Source organism: Mesorhizobium sp. M0019, from assembly GCF_040323975.1.
Classification (GTDB): Bacteria; Pseudomonadota; Alphaproteobacteria; order Rhizobiales; family Rhizobiaceae; genus Mesorhizobium.
This window is the reverse complement of sequence record NZ_JAMYVK010000004.1, coordinates 77,745-92,654: the sequence shown is the minus strand read 5'-3', so window position 1 is coordinate 92,654 and position 14,910 is coordinate 77,745. Positions and strand designations below refer to the sequence as shown.

Annotated in this window: 16 protein-coding genes and 1 pseudogene; 10 read left to right on the top strand and 7 right to left on the bottom strand. The window is 63.1% G+C overall.

All coding sequences use genetic code 11. The features are described from left to right. The first annotated feature begins 4 nt into the window (after positions 1 to 4). Positions 5 to 2,506 (top strand): DNA ligase D, encoded by a 2,502-nt coding sequence (ligD, locus tag NKK47_RS04895; protein ID WP_352575321.1) that lies wholly within the window; start codon positions 5 to 7, stop codon positions 2,504 to 2,506. A gap of 119 nt (positions 2,507 to 2,625) precedes the next feature. On the opposite strand, the gene NKK47_RS04890 is transcribed toward ligD, so the two are convergent. After that, complete coding sequence (locus NKK47_RS04890) at positions 2,626 to 3,300, bottom strand: ArsR/SmtB family transcription factor (RefSeq protein WP_023678998.1); 675 nt, start codon at positions 3,298 to 3,300, stop codon at positions 2,626 to 2,628. 69 nt (positions 3,301 to 3,369) lie between these two features. Here NKK47_RS04890 and NKK47_RS04885 point away from each other — a divergent pair, with 69 nt between their 5' ends. From NKK47_RS04885 to NKK47_RS04875, 3 genes are all read left to right on the top strand, one after another. Further along, positions 3,370 to 3,585, top strand: a complete 216-nt coding sequence (locus NKK47_RS04885) for a DUF1127 domain-containing protein (RefSeq protein WP_352575319.1) — start codon at positions 3,370 to 3,372, stop codon at positions 3,583 to 3,585. 96 nt (positions 3,586 to 3,681) lie between these two features. Continuing rightward, positions 3,682 to 4,014, top strand: a complete 333-nt coding sequence (locus tag NKK47_RS04880; protein WP_352575317.1) for an NIPSNAP family protein — start codon at positions 3,682 to 3,684, stop codon at positions 4,012 to 4,014. Further along, complete coding sequence (locus tag NKK47_RS04875) at positions 4,011 to 4,355, top strand: antibiotic biosynthesis monooxygenase family protein (protein ID WP_352575316.1); 345 nt, start codon at positions 4,011 to 4,013, stop codon at positions 4,353 to 4,355. Before NKK47_RS04880 ends, NKK47_RS04875 begins: the two co-directional genes overlap by 4 nt. 6 nt (positions 4,356 to 4,361) lie before the next feature. Here the strand turns inward: NKK47_RS04875 and mbfA are convergent, their stop codons facing one another. Beyond that, positions 4,362 to 5,345, bottom strand: coding sequence for an iron exporter MbfA (gene mbfA / locus NKK47_RS04870; protein WP_352451856.1), 984 nt, complete (start codon positions 5,343 to 5,345; stop codon positions 4,362 to 4,364). 181 nt (positions 5,346 to 5,526) lie between these two features. Here mbfA and NKK47_RS04865 point away from each other — a divergent pair, with 181 nt between their 5' ends. The 3 genes from NKK47_RS04865 to NKK47_RS04855 all read left to right on the top strand — a co-directional run bounded on the left by NKK47_RS04865 (position 5,527) and on the right by NKK47_RS04855 (position 7,770). After that, positions 5,527 to 5,844 carry a hypothetical protein gene (locus tag NKK47_RS04865; RefSeq protein ID WP_023718860.1) on the top strand — a complete coding sequence of 106 codons (318 nt, stop codon included), beginning with the start codon at positions 5,527 to 5,529 and terminating at the stop codon, positions 5,842 to 5,844. Positions 5,845 to 6,046: 202 nt separating this feature from the next. Beyond that, positions 6,047 to 7,024, top strand: a complete 978-nt coding sequence (locus NKK47_RS04860) for a threonine ammonia-lyase (protein ID WP_352575314.1) — start codon at positions 6,047 to 6,049, stop codon at positions 7,022 to 7,024. A 92-nt stretch (positions 7,025 to 7,116) separates the two neighbouring features. Beyond that, positions 7,117 to 7,770, top strand: coding sequence for a glutathione S-transferase family protein (locus NKK47_RS04855; protein ID WP_352575312.1), 654 nt, complete (start codon positions 7,117 to 7,119; stop codon positions 7,768 to 7,770). Positions 7,771 to 7,806: 36 nt separating this feature from the next. Here the strand turns inward: NKK47_RS04855 and NKK47_RS04850 are convergent, their stop codons facing one another. Genes NKK47_RS04850 through NKK47_RS04835 form a run of 4 tightly spaced genes read right to left on the bottom strand, consistent with a single transcriptional unit; the run spans position 7,807 to position 11,535 of the window. Further along, positions 7,807 to 8,943 (bottom strand): ABC transporter permease, encoded by a 1,137-nt coding sequence (locus NKK47_RS04850; RefSeq protein ID WP_023679006.1) that lies wholly within the window; start codon positions 8,941 to 8,943, stop codon positions 7,807 to 7,809. A gap of 8 nt (positions 8,944 to 8,951) precedes the next feature. Further along, complete coding sequence (locus NKK47_RS04845; protein WP_023679007.1) at positions 8,952 to 9,872, bottom strand: ABC transporter ATP-binding protein; 921 nt, start codon at positions 9,870 to 9,872, stop codon at positions 8,952 to 8,954. Continuing rightward, entirely contained in the window at positions 9,869 to 10,822 is a 954-nt protein-coding gene (locus NKK47_RS04840; RefSeq protein ID WP_352575311.1) for an HlyD family secretion protein, read from the bottom strand. The genes NKK47_RS04845 and NKK47_RS04840 overlap by 4 nt, the downstream gene beginning before the upstream one ends. Beyond that, on the bottom strand, positions 10,819 to 11,535 hold the full coding sequence (locus NKK47_RS04835; RefSeq protein ID WP_352575450.1) for a CerR family C-terminal domain-containing protein: 717 nt from the start codon (positions 11,533 to 11,535) through the stop codon (positions 10,819 to 10,821). The genes NKK47_RS04840 and NKK47_RS04835 overlap by 4 nt, the downstream gene beginning before the upstream one ends. Before the next feature lie 88 nt (positions 11,536 to 11,623). Here NKK47_RS04835 and NKK47_RS04830 point away from each other — a divergent pair, with 88 nt between their 5' ends. The 3 genes and pseudogenes from NKK47_RS04830 to NKK47_RS04820 all read left to right on the top strand — a co-directional run bounded on the left by NKK47_RS04830 (position 11,624) and on the right by NKK47_RS04820 (position 13,879). Then, complete coding sequence (locus NKK47_RS04830; protein ID WP_352571575.1) at positions 11,624 to 12,097, top strand: CYTH domain-containing protein; 474 nt, start codon at positions 11,624 to 11,626, stop codon at positions 12,095 to 12,097. Next, complete coding sequence (locus NKK47_RS04825) at positions 12,094 to 13,041, top strand: CHAD domain-containing protein (RefSeq protein ID WP_352575310.1); 948 nt, start codon at positions 12,094 to 12,096, stop codon at positions 13,039 to 13,041. Before NKK47_RS04830 ends, NKK47_RS04825 begins: the two co-directional genes overlap by 4 nt. A 41-nt stretch (positions 13,042 to 13,082) precedes the next feature. After that, positions 13,083 to 13,879 (top strand): annotated as a pseudogene (locus NKK47_RS04820) (C40 family peptidase). 126 nt (positions 13,880 to 14,005) lie between these two features. On the opposite strand, the gene NKK47_RS04815 reads toward NKK47_RS04820, so the two are convergent. Then, positions 14,006 to 14,809, bottom strand: coding sequence for a helix-turn-helix domain-containing protein (locus NKK47_RS04815; RefSeq protein ID WP_352575308.1), 804 nt, complete (start codon positions 14,807 to 14,809; stop codon positions 14,006 to 14,008). Positions 14,810 to 14,910: the final 101 nt, after the last annotated feature.

Here is a 14,910-nt window from a genome sequence, read left to right as displayed (position 1 = left end):
GCCCATGGCCAGCCTCGAGCAGTATCACGCCAAGCGCAATTTCAAGAAGACGGCCGAACCAGCCGGCAAGGTTTCGCGCGGCAAGAAAGCCGTGCCGGGTGGGATCTTCGTCATCCACAAGCATGCCGCCACCAGGCTTCACTACGACCTTCGTCTCGAGCACGGCGGCGTGCTGTGGAGCTGGGCGGTGACGCGAGGCCCGAGCCTCGACCCGCACGAAAAGCGGCTCGCCGTGCATGTCGAGGACCACCCGATCGACTATGCGCCGTTTGAAGGCACCATCCCGAAGGACCAATATGGCGGCGGCTCGGTCATTGTCTGGGATGAGGGAACTTGGGTCCCCGATGGCGACCCGGCAAAGGCGATGAAGAAAGGCCATATCAGTTTCGAACTGCATGGCCACAAATTGCATGGCGCATGGCATCTGGTGCGGCTGAAGCCGCGTCCGGGCGAAAAGCGTGACAACTGGTTGCTGATCAAATCCGACGATGCCGCCGCGCGTCCGGGCGAGGACATTTTGCAGGAGGCGCCGCAATCGGTGAAATCCGGCCTGACCATCGAGGAGGTCGGCGAAGGCAAGACCGCCGACGGCAAGAAGCCAAGGGTCTGGCAGTCCGACAGGCCGGCTACCGGCAAGAAGGCAGTCGCGGCAAGGCGGCTCGAATTCATCGAACCGGCGCTCGCAACGCTGGAGCGGGACGCGCCGCCCGGCAAGGACTGGCTGCATGAGGTGAAGTTCGACGGCTATCGCATGCAGGCGCAGCTTGCCGGCACTGAGGTGCGGCTTTTGACACGCGCCGGCCTCGACTGGACCGACAAATTCGGTGGCGCAATTGTCGCGGCACTTGGCGGCCTGAAATGCACCGATGCGATCATCGACGGCGAAATCGTCGTGCTGGCGGATAACGGCGTGTCGTCCTTCTCGCTGCTGCAGCAAGATCTGTCGGCGGGCCGCACGGATCGTTTCATCTACTACGTTTTCGACCTGTTGCGTCTCAACGGTGAGGATATCCGTTCCGAGCCGCTGGTCGAGCGCAAGGAAAGGCTGCGCACTTTGCTCGCCGGACAGGCCGAGGATCAGGCCGTGCGCTTCAGCGACCACTTTGCCGAGCCCGGCAAGATCATGCTGGAGCATGCTTGCCGGCTGGGGCTCGAAGGCGTCGTCTCCAAGCGTGCCGATGCGCCCTACCGCAGCGGTCGTGTTCCCTCGTGGGTGAAGTCGAAATGCACGGCGCGCCAGGAATTCGTCATCGGCGGCTATATGCCGTCGGACAAGACCGGGCGCGGCCTGCGCTCGCTGCTGGTCGGCTATCACGAGGGCGGCAAGCTGCGCTATGCCGGCCGCGTCGGCACCGGCTTCACGGCCAAAAGCACCAACGAGCTGAAGAAGAGGCTTGATGCGCTGAAGACGACAACCTCGCCCTTCGACAGGGCGGTGCCAAGGGGCAAGGGGCTGGTCTGGGTCAAGCCCGAACTTGTCGGCGAAGTGGAGTTTCGCAGTTGGACGTCGGACCGTATAATACGCCACGCGTCGTTCCAGGGATTGCGCGAGGACAAGCCGGCGGAGGAAGTCGTGCAGGAGAAACCGAAAGCACACTCAGCGCCGGCAGAGCAGCCCAAGGCAAAGCCCGCCAAACCCGCCGGGACGGCGAAAACGTCGGTTACGCTGTCTCGCCCGGACAAGCTTCTGTGGCCGCAGGAGAAGGTATCGAAGCAGGATCTGGTCGATCATTATGCGCTTGTCTGGCCGCGCATGAAGCAGTTCATCGTCAATCGGCCGCTCAGCTTGGTGCGGGCGCCGGACGGCGTCGGCGGCCCACGCTTTTTCCAGAAGCATGCCTCAGCGGGCATGAGTGAAAAAATAGCCGTGATGAAGGATCCGACGGACGGCGAGGAAATCCTGTTCATCCGCGATTTCGACGGTGTCGTGGCCCTGGTGCAGCTCGGCGTCGTCGAGATCCACATCTGGGGCTCGACCACGGACGAACTGGAAAAACCCGACCAGATCATCTTCGATCTCGATCCCGACGAGGGTGTCGACGTGAAGGCGGTGCGTGCCGCGGCGCTCGATATCCGCAGCCGGCTCGACGAACTGTCCCTGCCGAATTTCGTCAAGACCTCGGGCGGCAAGGGCTATCATGTCGTCGTGCCGCTGAAGCCGTCGGCGGATTGGGACGAGGTCAAAGGCTTCGCCCATGAGTTCGCCCGAGCGCTCGAACAGGCCGCACCCGACCGCTACACGGCGACGCTGTCGAAGAAGGCGCGCACGGGCAAGATTTTCGTCGATTATCTGCGCAACGGCCGCGGCGCCACCACGGTTGCGCCTTATTCGTCGCGCGCCAAAAAAGGCGCCACGATATCGATGCCAGTGACCTGGGCGGAGATCGAGGCCGGATTGCCGCCGAACGCCTTTCCGATCGGCGACAAGACGACGCTGAAGCGGCTCGGGCAAGCCGATCCCTGGGCGGATTTTTTCAAGCAGGCCAAGCCGCTCAAGCGCGGCTAATGCATGTCGCGCAAAAATGTGCAGCGGTTTGCGACAACGACATGCTTCAAAACAAAAAGTTACAGCGGTTCGGCGTTTCCGTGAAACGACGAACCGTTCTAGCGCATTGAAGCGAGCCGTCAGGCGAGAAACGTCGTCTCGAAGGCCTGCTTGCCTACCGGTGAAAAGATCACGGCACGGCTGTCCTTCTCGCGCCGCGCCCATTTCTCGGCGAGGATCTTGTCGAGAATGGCGGCGCCCAGCGTGCCGGCGAGATGCGAACGCCGCACGCTCCAGTCGAGGCAGGCGCGGCACACCGGTCGCCGCGCTTTGGTATGGATGTCGATGCCGATCGCGGCGAAATGCGAGGCGGCCGACGGCCCAAGCTGGATCACCTTGTCGTCGCGCAGGAGCACTTGTCGAGCCACAAGACGGTCCAGCATCGCCACCGCCCGCTCGCCGGCGAGGTGATCGTAGCAGACCCGCGCCACGCGCATGGCCGCGTCGCGAGGGCCGGGTCGCACCCTCTGCGGTCCGACCGCAGCGGCAACGCCGGTGATGGCTTCGATCATTCCCGCCACCTGCGGGCCGGCGAGGCCGTAATAGCGGTGCCGCCCCTGGCTCGCCAGTGTCAGCAGCCCGCCTTCCATCAGCTTCGACAGATGCGAGCTCGCTGTCGGAAGCGACACCCCGGCTTCGAGTGCCAGTTCGCTCGCCGTCAGTGCCGTGCCGCCCATCAGTGCGGACAGCATGTTTGCCCGCGCCGGATCGCCCACCAGGCTGGCAATTCGGGCTATGTCAGGTCCTTCGCGCATAGTTCGTTCCTCATCGAAGCGTCCTCGACAGATAAAGCATTAGTCTCGATGCAAATCAAGGAGACAACGATGCCTGCAAGGACCATTCTCAGCGCCGCGCCTGCTCGCCGGCCGTTCCCGTTCATTGTCTTGCGCCGCTTGCGGCTGCGGCTCCTGAAGCGGTGGTACGACCGTCATTTGCAGCGTCTCGACCTCGCCGAGATCGACGATCATCTGCTGCGTGACCTTGGCCTGACACCTGAAGACGTCCGCCGCGAATGCGTGAAATCGTTCTGGCAGGCATGATCAGCGAGGGATTTGTCTAGCATATCGACCTTCGGAACGTTTCGATCCGGCTCGAACTGTGACCGCAAGAAAACATCCACCGCCAAGGAGGCGAAAATGACCATCACCTGCTTCATCCGCTACGAGATCGATCCGTTCGGCAAGGCGGCGTTCGAGGAATATGCACGCAATTGGGGGCAGGCGATCCCGCGCTGCGGCGCCGATCTGATCGGCTATTTCGCGCCGCACGAAGGCTCGGCCAACACGGCTTATGCCGCCTACAACATCGACAGTCTTGCGGCCTACGAAGCCTACCGCGCCCGGCTCGCCGCCGATCCCGCCGGCAAGGCGAACTACGAGTTCGCCCGACGGGAAAAATTCATTCTGAAGGAGGACCGCATCTTCCTCAAGCTGGCCTCCGGGCCGCATGCTCCTTTGGTGAAGCCATGATCGCCGTCATCTTCGAGGTCGAGCCGGCGGCGGGCAAGCGCGATGCCTATCTCGGCATCGCCGCCGACCTGCGCCCACTGCTCGACGGCATCGACGGTTTCCTGTCGATCGAGCGCTTCCAGAGCCTTGCCGATCCGAACCGCATCCTGTCGCTGTCCTTCTGGCGCGACGAGGACGCGGTGAAGGCCTGGCGCAACACGCAGGAACATCGGCAGGCCCAGAAGGCCGGGCGCGGCGGTATCTTTGCGGACTATCGTTTGCGCATCGCCCATGTCGTGCGCGATTACGGCCTGACCGAACGCGCCGAGGCGCCTCAGGACAGCCAGGCGGTAAATGGTTAAGGACTGTTAGGCATTCCCGATCAGCACCCCTGCCGCAAACACCAGCGCGCCACCCAGCACCACCTGGAAGGCGGCGCGCCAGAATGGCGTCTGCATGTAGCGGTTCTGCACGAAGGCGATCGCCCACAGCTCGAAGAAAACCACCACGGCGGCGACAATGGTCGCCGTCCAAAAAAGCGGGATTAGATAGGGCAGCGCATGGCCGAGCCCGCCCAGCGTCGTCATGACGCCGACGGTCAGCCCGCGTTTTGCCGGCGAGCCGCGGCCCGATAATTTGCCGTCGTCGGAAGCCACCTCGGTGAAACCCATCGAGATGCCAGCGCCGATCGAGGCGGCAAGCCCGACCAGAAAGGTCTGGAACGTATCATGCGTGGCAAAGGCGGCGGCAAAGATCGGCGCCAGCGTCGACACCGAGCCATCCATCAGCCCGGCCAGCCCCGGTTGGACATAGGTCAAGATGAACTGGCGCTGCTCGGCTGCCGTTTCTTCGTCCTTGACCGCGCCCGGCACATGCTTTTGCTCCAGCCGCTGCGCCAGTGTCTCGTGGCCCTGTTCTGCGATCGCCAGGTCGTCGAGCAGCTTTCGCGTCGACGCATCGCCTGTGCGTTTGGCCGCCTCGATATAGAACAGGTAGGCCTGCCGCTCCATGGCCTCGGCTTGGCTGCGCACATGATCGATGCCGAGTGGCCTCACCAGCCAGTCCGGCTTGCGTTCGTAATAGCCCTTCACATGTTCGCGCCGGATCAGCGGTATGCGCTCGCCGAAACGCTTGCGGTAAAGCTCGATCAGCGAATCGCGATGGCCGTCCTCCTCCTCCGCCATCTCCTCGAACACCTTGGCCGATTGCGGAAAGCTCTCCGCCAGCCCGTCGGCATAGGCGCGATAGATGCGCCCGTCATCCTCCTCGGAGGAGATGGCGAGCGCCAGAATCTCCTGTTCCGAGAGCGATTCAAAGGGACGGCGGCCGAAGCCGAAAACGCGGGAAAGCATGAGAAATTCACCCCAGTTTAGAACAGTTCTAAACTAGGGCCTCGCACGTCGCCGGTCAATCGTGTGCGCTCCACTCATGCTCAAAAGGTACAGGCTTCAAAATCCCGAACACATCGCCGTTGCTATCGGCAAACGTTCACTTATATAACCGAATCTCAACCAAGAGAAAGGAACGCCGCAGATGCCGGAAAAACAGCAGCCGTTTGATCCCAAACCGGTTCTCGATCTTATCGCTAATATCGAGGCGGATCTGCAGCGCCTGAAAGGCCTGGTCGAGCAGCAGGTCGAAAAATTTGATCCCGCCAATCCGCACAACAAGGCTCCCGACGGCAAGTTGACCGAGGAGGGTGTCGAGTGCTGCTATCGCCTGTTCGACGAGGGCAAGTCGCGCTATTCGGTTGCCCAGCAGATGAAGATCTCCTTCGCCGCCGCCACCCACCGCTTCAACACCTGGCGCAAGATGGGCGGCCCCAAACGGCAAAAGACGCTGTTGGGGTGAGGAGCGGCAGGCTATGCCGGTCAATCGACAACGATTTGTCGACTGAAGCGACGAACGCATGGCAGAGGGCCGAGGAGGCGGTGGGGACAGTCACGCCCCACTCTCCTGCCTCCAAGGACGAATTGTAACGGTCACATTTTTTCATTGGTGCGCCGCCTCCCTTTCCGTGCAGCATAGGCGGTCTCATCTCAGGACCCTAGCCATGACCACCCCTCCCGGCATCGCCGATATTCACAGCGCAGCAGCGCGATTGTCCGGACTGATCGTCGAAACGCCGCTGATCGAATCGCCGGAGTTGAACAATCGCTTCGGCGCCAGGATCCTGTTCAAGCCGGAGACGTTGCAGCGCACCGGCTCGTTCAAGTTCCGCGGTGCATACAACAAGCTCTCCTCGCTCTCGGCGGAAGAACGCGCCCGCGGCGTCGTCGCCTTCTCGTCGGGTAATCACGCGCAAGGCGTTGCCGCCGCAGCGGCGATGTTCGGCGTCAAGGCCGTAATCGCCATGCCTACCGACGCGCCGGCGATGAAGGTCGGCAATGTCAGGAAGATGGGCGCCGAAGTGATCACCTTCGACCGGGTCCGCGACGATCGCACTGCCGTCGTCCGTTCTTACGTGGAAAACGGCATGGTCCTGGTGCCGCCCTACGACGATCCGGCCATCATCGCCGGCCAGGGCACGATCGGCCTCGAATTGATGCGCCAAGCAAGAGCGCTTGGCGTCAGCCTCGATGCGGTGGTGGTTCCCTGCGGCGGTGGCGGCTTGAGCAGCGGCATTTCGATCGCGGTCAAGGACGCCTCGCCGGGCACCGCCGTCTGGGTCGTGGAACCCGAGCATTTCGACGACACACGCCGTTCGCTGATCAAAGGCGCCAGGGTGTCGAACGCGCCCGGCCACACCTCGATCTGCGATGCCCTTCTCGTCGCCGAGCCCGGCGCGATCACTTTCGAGATCAACCGCAGGAATCTCGCCGGCGCCATCGCCGTTTCCGACAGCGCGGTGACACAGGCGATGCGCGACGCTATGGCTTGTCTGAAGCTGGTGGTCGAACCTGGCGGTTGCGTCGGCTTGGCCGCGCTGTCGTCAGGCGAAATCGACCTTGCCGGCAAATGCATTGCCGTGGTGCTCTCCGGTGGCAATGTCGATCTCAGCACCTATGCCGAGATCATTGCTGCCGGCTAGGATAGCAACCAGTTCCAGCTCATGTGCCGATTCGAGGTGCTCAAGCGTCCGTTGCACCCGGTCGAACCGGTACCCTTCAAAGACTGAGATCAATGAAACTGTTCTTCAGCCGCAATCCCAATCCTCGCCTCGCGGTCGCGGTGGCACGGTATCTCAACGCCAAGGTCGAGTTTGAATTCGCCTCTCCCTTCGCTCCGGGCCAGGCCGAGCGATTTCGGCCGCTCAATCCAAATCTTTCATTGCCCATCCTTATAGGTTCGGGAAAAAGCCTCTGGGAGGCCGACGCCATAGCCTGTCGGCTTTCGCGCGATATGCATTCGGATTTCTGGCGCGCTGGCGACGACGAGCCCGAGATGATCCGATGGCTGAGTTGGGGGAAAGAGAACTTCGCAACAGCCTGCGATGTCGTGCATTTCGAACGCGGGACCAAACAGCGCTATGGGCTCGGCCCGATAAATCAGGCGCGGGTTGAGGAGGGCCTGAGCGACTTCCGGACGGCCGCTGCCATACTTGATGCCGAGCTTTCCCAGCGAGAATGGCTGGTCGGCAATTCGGTTTCCTATGCCGACTTTCGAATGGCGACGTTTCTGCCCTTCAACGATGTCGCCCGATTGCCGCTCGATGACTATCCCTCTGTCAGTCGCTGGTATCTTCAACTCGAAGAAATCGACGCCTGGCGCGATCCCTTCGAAGGGCTCAATGCGCCTGAATTGACACCGGTCCCGGGCCAGGCCGAGTCCGTGTGAATCTCGATCATTTGCACAAGCGGATCGAGTTCGACCCTAATCCAGCGTCCGGCGGAACCGCACCAGCGCAATACCGGCGAACAGCGCCACGAACACCACCAGCCAACCGATTTCCGTTGCCACCGCCGGCAGTTCGGCGCCCTTCAGCATCACCGCGCGGATGATGCGCAGGAAGTGCGTCAGCGGCAGCACCTCGCCAAAGACCTGCGCCCAGTCCGGCATGCCGCGATAGGGGAACATGAAGCCGGACAGCATGATCGACGGCAAGAAGAAGAAGAAAGTGAGCTGCAGGGCCTGCATTTGCGTGCGGGCGATCGTCGAGATCGTGTAGCCGAGCAGCACCAGCGCCAAGACGAAGATCAGGACCGCCGTCAACAGCAGCGACATCGACCCGGTGAAGGGGATGGCAAACAGAAGCTTCGAGGCTGCCAGCACCACCAGCACCTGCACGGCGCCGACCGCCAGATAGGGCAGCACCTTGCCCAGCATGATCTCGAGCGGGCTTGACGGCATCGCCAGAAGGTTCTCCATCGTGCCGCGCTCGGTCTCGCGCGTCAGCGCGATCGAGGTCATCATCACCATCGTCATCTGCAGGATGACGCCGAGCAGGCCGGGCACGATGTTGTATTGCGAGACGGCTTCCGGATTGTAGCGCCGGTGCACCACCACCTGGAGCTGGCCCCGGGCAGCCTCGGCCGCCGTTTCCTGCATGCCGCGTGCCCTGAGCAGCGCCTGGTTGGCGACGGTGCCGAGCGTCGAGATGGCGCCGCTGGCGACGGCCGGATCGGTCGCATCCGCCTCGATCAGAATCTGCGGGCTGTCGCCGCGCTCGACCCGCCGGGCAAAATCGGCGGGAATGGTGACGACGAAGGCGACGTCGCCGCGCGCCATCAGGAATTCGGCTTCGGCGGCACTTTGCGCGACGTGGTCGAAGCGGTAATAGCCGGTGGTCTGCAGCGCCGAAACCATGGCTCGTGTGTAAGGATCGCTGCTCATCGCCACCAGCGCTGCCGGCAGGCTCTTCGGATCGTTGTTGATGGCATAGCCGAACAGCACCAGCTGCATCAACGGCACGCCGAGCATCATGGCGAAGGTGATGCGGTCGCGCCGCATCTGGATGAACTCCTTGATCAGCAGCGCGCCTAGCCTGGCGAACGAAAAGATGCTGTTTATCCCATTTTTCATCCCATGTTGTCCTTCGAACCGGACATGAACTGGATGAACACATCCTCCAGGCTGGTCTCGCCGGGCGTCACCGTAACGCCCTCGTGCTCTTTCTCGACATCGGCGAGCGCTGCCTGAAGTGCCGTCCTGTCGGAGCCGACGACATGCAGCGTCGCGCCGAACGGCGCCACCTGGTCGACGCCGGGGCGGCCATGAAGTGCGGCAGCGACCTGATCGAGCCGCGGCCCTTGCAGGACGAAGGTGGTCAGCCCGGCATTCCTCACCACGTCCTCGACCGTGCCGGTGGCCAGCATCTTGCCGTAGGAGATGTAGCTGATGCGATGGCAGCGCTCGGCCTCATCCATGTAATGGGTGGAGACCAGCACGGTCAGGCCGCCGCTCGCCAGCCGGTGGATCTCGTCCCAGAATTCGCGTCGCGCTTTCGGGTCGACGCCCGCCGTCGGTTCATCGAGCAGCAGCAGTTTCGGCTTGTGCATGATGCAGGCGGCCAGCGCCAGCCGCTGCTTCCAGCCGCCGGACAGGGTACCGGCCAACTGGTTCCTGCGCGATGTCAGGCCGAGCTCCTCAAGCGTCTTAGCCACGTGCTCGTCGAGCGGCTTCAGCCGGTACAGCCGAGCCACGAATTCGAGATTCTCGCCGATCGTCAGATCTTCGTAGAACGAGAATCTCTGCGTCATGTAGCCGACTTCGCGTTTGATCCGCAGGCTGTCGGTGCGGATGTCGAAGCCCAGAACCGTGCCTTCGCCCTCATCCGGCGTCAGCAAGCCGCACATGATGCGGATGGTCGTCGTCTTGCCCGAGCCGTTCGGCCCGAGGAAGCCGACGATCTCGCCCTCGGCCACAGCCATAGTCACATGATCGACGACGGTCTTGTCGCCAAAGCGTTTGACCAGGCCGTGCACGTCGATGACGTTCATTTTCCGATGTCCGCCAGATCGACGTCGACGATCTGCCCGGGCTGCAAGGCGCTGGCGTCGCCCTCCGGCCGCGCTTCGACCAGATAGACCAGCTTTTGCCGGGTCTCGAGCGAGTAGATCACCGGCGGCGTGAATTCCGGATCGGGCGACACATAGCTGACGCGTGCCTTCACGCCCGACCCGCAGCCGTCGCAATGGACGTTGAGCAGCGTGCCGACGTCGACCGAGGAGAACGCGCTTTCCGGCACATAGACGCTGAGCTTCACCGCGCCGTCCGGCAGTATCGAGATAACCGGTGCCGTCGGCCCGGCCGTATCGCCGGGATTGCGGATCACGTCGTTGACCCGGCCGGGCGAAGGCGCCGTCAGCACGCGCTTCGACAGCCGCCATTGCGCTTGCTCCAGCGCCGATTGCGCCTGCCTGACCTGATTGTCGGCGGCCTTGATAGTCTCGGGCCGTGCCGGCAGGCCGCCGACCGCGAGATTGGCCTCCGCCTGGCCGACCTGCGCGTTGGCCGTCTCCAGCGTCGCGGAAGCCGTGTCGTAGTCGGCCTGTGTGCCGGTGCCGCGTTTGAACAGATCGCTGGCGCGGATGTAACGGCGTTTGGCGTCGGCGGCTTGCGCCTTGGCCATGTCGACCTGCGCCTTGAGCACCGCAATCTCTTCCGGCCGCTTGCCGACCTGTAGGTCGGCAAGTTGCGCCTGGGCCTGCGCAAGGGCCGCCTCGGCTTGTGCGATGGCGATCTTGGCGTCGGCGTTTTCCAGCGTCACCACCGGCGTGCCGGGCGCGACGCGGTCGCCGCGCTTGACCGCAATCGTCTCGACCTGCGCCACCTCGATCGGCGCGAGCAGGATGTAGTCGCCCTCGACGTAGCCGACGGCGAGCGGTGCTGCCGGCGCGCAGGCGCTGAAAAGCTGGGCGGCAAACGGCAAAGAACAGAGCAGGCTCATGATCCACGATCCTTCCGGACAGCCAAATCGCGCCGAGCTAAAATCGCGCTGAGATTGTCGGTTATTGTTGCCGCGATCTTGCCGGCCTCGTCGTCGCCGATCTCGCGCCAGCCCATCCGGCGCATAACTGCCTCGCGGCCGATGCGGAAATAGACGACCTGGCCGATCAGCGTAAATACGGTGAGTTTAGTGCGCTCGCTCTCGGCCGGCTCGCCCGTCGCCTGTTCCCAGATCAGGCAGAGTCGGTGATGCGCCGGTTCGAACACGCCATCATAGATACGGTCGAGCGCGGCGGTTGGATGCGACAGCTCACGCAGGACGAACTGTACAATCTCGCCGGCTTCCGGCCTTGCCGCGATGAAGGCGACCATCCGCTCCAGTGCGACGGCCAAATTTGCCCGCGCGGCCTCGGTGTCCGCCAATGCCGCGGCCGGCGCTTGCAGATTGCCGATCGCCTGGCCGGCAACGGTCTGGATGGTGTCGACGATGTAGTCGGCCGCGGCGTTGCGGAGCCCTTCCTTGCCGCCGAAATGATAGGCGATCGAGCCGATATTGGCCTTGGCCTCAGCCGCGATCTGGCGCGTTGACGTGCCGTCGAAACCCTGGCGTCCGAACAGCTTCAGCGCCGCGCGCACGAGTGCCGTCCGCGTCATATCCGCGGCGGTCTTGGGCGCCTCATGAGGAAGGCCGCTGGCGCTGGGCGATTTGATCATGGCCAACAATTTAATCAATCGAATGATTAAAGTCAAGTGCGGTCAAGCGGCTTGCCAACTCTGGCCGTGCGCGCTTTAGTGCCTGGCCATGGGCAAGGAAATCGAGCGTAAGTTCCTGGTCTCAGGTGACGAATGGCGGGCAATGGTCGAGGCGGACATTCATATCCGTCAATTCTACCTAGTCGCCGAACCCAGCCGCACGGTGCGTGTGCGCATCAGCAACGATGCGGCCGCCAAGCTGACGCTCAAGTTCGGCAGCCAGGCACGCGAGCGCGATGAATTCGAATATCCGGTACCTTTGGCGGAGGCGCAGGAGATGCAGGCCTTTGCCATCGGACATGTCATCGAGAAGACACGCCACCATGTTAGACACCGCGGCTATCGCTACGAAGTCGATGTCTTCGGCGGGACGCTTGCGGGGTTGGTGATCGCCGAGCTCGAGACGCCGGATGATGTACAGGACGAAATGCTGCCACATTGGCTCGGCCGTGAAGTCACCGGCGAGCCGAGATTTTACAACGCGTCGCTCGCCCTTGGGGGGATTCCGGAGATCGTCGCATGAGCTTTCGTATCGATCCGCGCATGTCGCTGACCGGAGAGGTCAGGCGCATCTTCGCCGAGGAGATCGGCAAGGCGCTTGTCCATCTGGACGCCGCGCGTGACAGGCCCGAACAGGGGCTGCACAAATGCCGCAAACGGCTGAAGAACATCCGCGCCTTGCTGCGCCTTGTCCGTTCCGGAGACGAAACATTCTGCGTGACGGAGAATCAGTGCTACCGCCAGGTGGCGGCCCTGCTTGCCGGTCCGCGCGAGGCGACCGCACTGGTGGAAACAATCGACCGGCTGGCGGCAAGCTTTCCCGAGCAAAGTGCCGGTGATGGCCTCGGCGCCGTGCGTGACAGGCTCGTCGCGCGCCAGCATGAACTGCATGGCGGAGCAGGCCTCGATGCTGCGATAGGCGCGGCGATTTCCGCTTGCGAGGAAGGTGTCGCCCGGATCGACAAGCTCGCTCTGCCCGACCAGCCGGAGCAGGCTGCCGACGTGCTCGCCGAAGGCGCGCGCACCACTTTGCGCCGCGCCAGGAAAGCGCTGGACAAGGCGGCTTCGCGCGGCGAAGCCGATGACTTTCACGATCTGCGCAAGGCGGCCAAGACGCATGGCATGCACCTGTCGCTGCTCGGCAGGCTGTGGCCGACGCCGATCAAGACGCGGCGCAAGGCCGTCGACGAATTGGGCGAGCGGCTTGGCGAGCTCCACGATGTGTTCGTCATGCGCGCGCTTCTAGATGCCGAGGACCAACCGCTCGGCCCCCCTGAGGAGACGCGGTTGCTTGCCAAGCTGCTGAAGCGCTCGGAAAAGGGCCTGAAAAAGACCTGCCTCGCCGAGGCGGCCGAGCTTTTCGGCGACAGTCCGAAGCGCTCGACGAGGAAGCTCGCCCGCAAGGTGCGCGAAGATCTCACAGCGGCACCGCAGCACGAAGACGCCGGCGCGCCTGGCGTGGGCTGATCATGGTCTAATTTGCCGCCCTGTGGTAATCGCCGTCTGGCATGACCGAGCCCGGCGACACGCTTCTGACCGACTTGGCCGCTGGCTTGCAGGCCGGCTGCAGGAGGAATCGTCCGGCTACGAGCCTTACACGCCGTCGGATGCCGAAACGCTGCGCCGCACGCTTGAGCGCGGCGACATCCTGCTCATCGAAGGTAACCAGAAGATCTCGGCGGCGATCAAATACCTCACCCAGTCGACCTGGTCGCATGCCGCCTTCTATGTCGGCGATGCATTACCGGAGCCGGAGGACGGATCGGAGCGGCGGCGCCTGATCGAGGTCACGCTCGGCGATGGCTGCATCGCCGTGCCGCTATCGCGCTATCGCAGCTACAACACCCGCATCTGCCGTGCGAGTGGCCTGGCTCCGGATGACCGCGAAGCGGTCGTCGCCTTCATGATCGGCAGGCTCGGTCTCAGATACGATCTCAAGAACATATTCGACATGCTGCGCTACTTCTTGCCGACGCCGCCGGTGCCGGTGCGCTGGCGCCGCCGCATGCTGGCTTTCGGTTCCGGCGACCCGACGCGTGCCATCTGCTCGTCGCTGATTGCCGAGGCCTATGGCCTGATCCGCTACCCGATCCTGCCGGAGATTACGCGGGCGCCTGGCCGTGCCTCGGCCCAGTCGAGCTATTCGCGCAGGGAAATCCTGCACATCCGCCATCACTCGCTCTACACTCCGCGCGATTTCGACCTGTCGCCCTATTTCCGTATTGTCAAGCCGACGCTGGAATACGGCTTCGACTACCGGCAGATGGTCTGGGATGACAAGGTGGCGAACAAGACCGCCGAATAGCCGCTCGATCTTGTGTTTGAGCAGGGGACCCTCTGAGAACCGGTTTGCTGCCGATACTCAGGGGTAAGAAGCTCAGTCAGACTGGCTGCCGCCAACAGCCCGGACTCGGTCGTTCTGCATTTAGACCTAGGCCGGCAGACGTCGTCCGTTTGCGGCAGCCGCAACTCGATCGTCCGTCCGTGCGCCTGCGTCGCGCGGATGCGGCCCGATCGGCATGATCACCGGGAACGGCGTTGCGCCGAACGCAAACGTCCATTTGTAGCCGACCAGTCCGTCTTCGGGCGTCGTGTGCTGGTCGTGATGAGCAAGCAATTTGGCGCGCTCCGCCAATTCCTCCGCCTCGCGCCTGACCATTTCCGCCGTTTCCGGCCGCATCCGCCTGGAGAAGCTGACGAACGTCGACTCGCGCTCAAGATGGGTGATGGCCCAGCCGATGAAATTCTTGTTGGTCGTCTCGAACAGCGGCCGCAATGGCCCGTCGAAATTCCACTGGATCGGCGCCTCGACCAGCAGCCTTGCCGACAGGCCGCGACCGAGCGCGACCAGGCCGAGTTCCTCGAGCTCGCGCAGATAGAGGAACATCGAAGCCTCGCTCAGCCCTTGTGAGCGCATGATGCCTTCGGGCGTGAATTTCTCGGAAAGCATGACAAAGACGAACAGCAGTGCCGGCTGCCCAGCGAGCTTGCGCTCGATCTCCGGCGCGATCTGGTTGGCGGGTCCTGGTCCTCTGTTCATAGAGCCGAGCACGTTCTCCAACTCTACGCCGGCGGCAGTGCAGATCTCCATCAGCCGGTCGAGCTTGCAGTTGCGCTCGTGGAAGATGCGCTTCACCGTCGGCTCGGAAACACCCATCCGCTCGGCAAGGACGCGATAGGTGATGCCCTTTGCCTTAAGCGTCCGCTTCAGCGCTTCGAAGATCAGGCCGTTCATGGGATGCACCTCTTTTGCACGATTTGGTATCAGCCTTCGGTACTAGTCCTGATAGATCTTCCCGAAAAGTATCGAAAGGCCTAGCTCTCCGCTAGTCCATT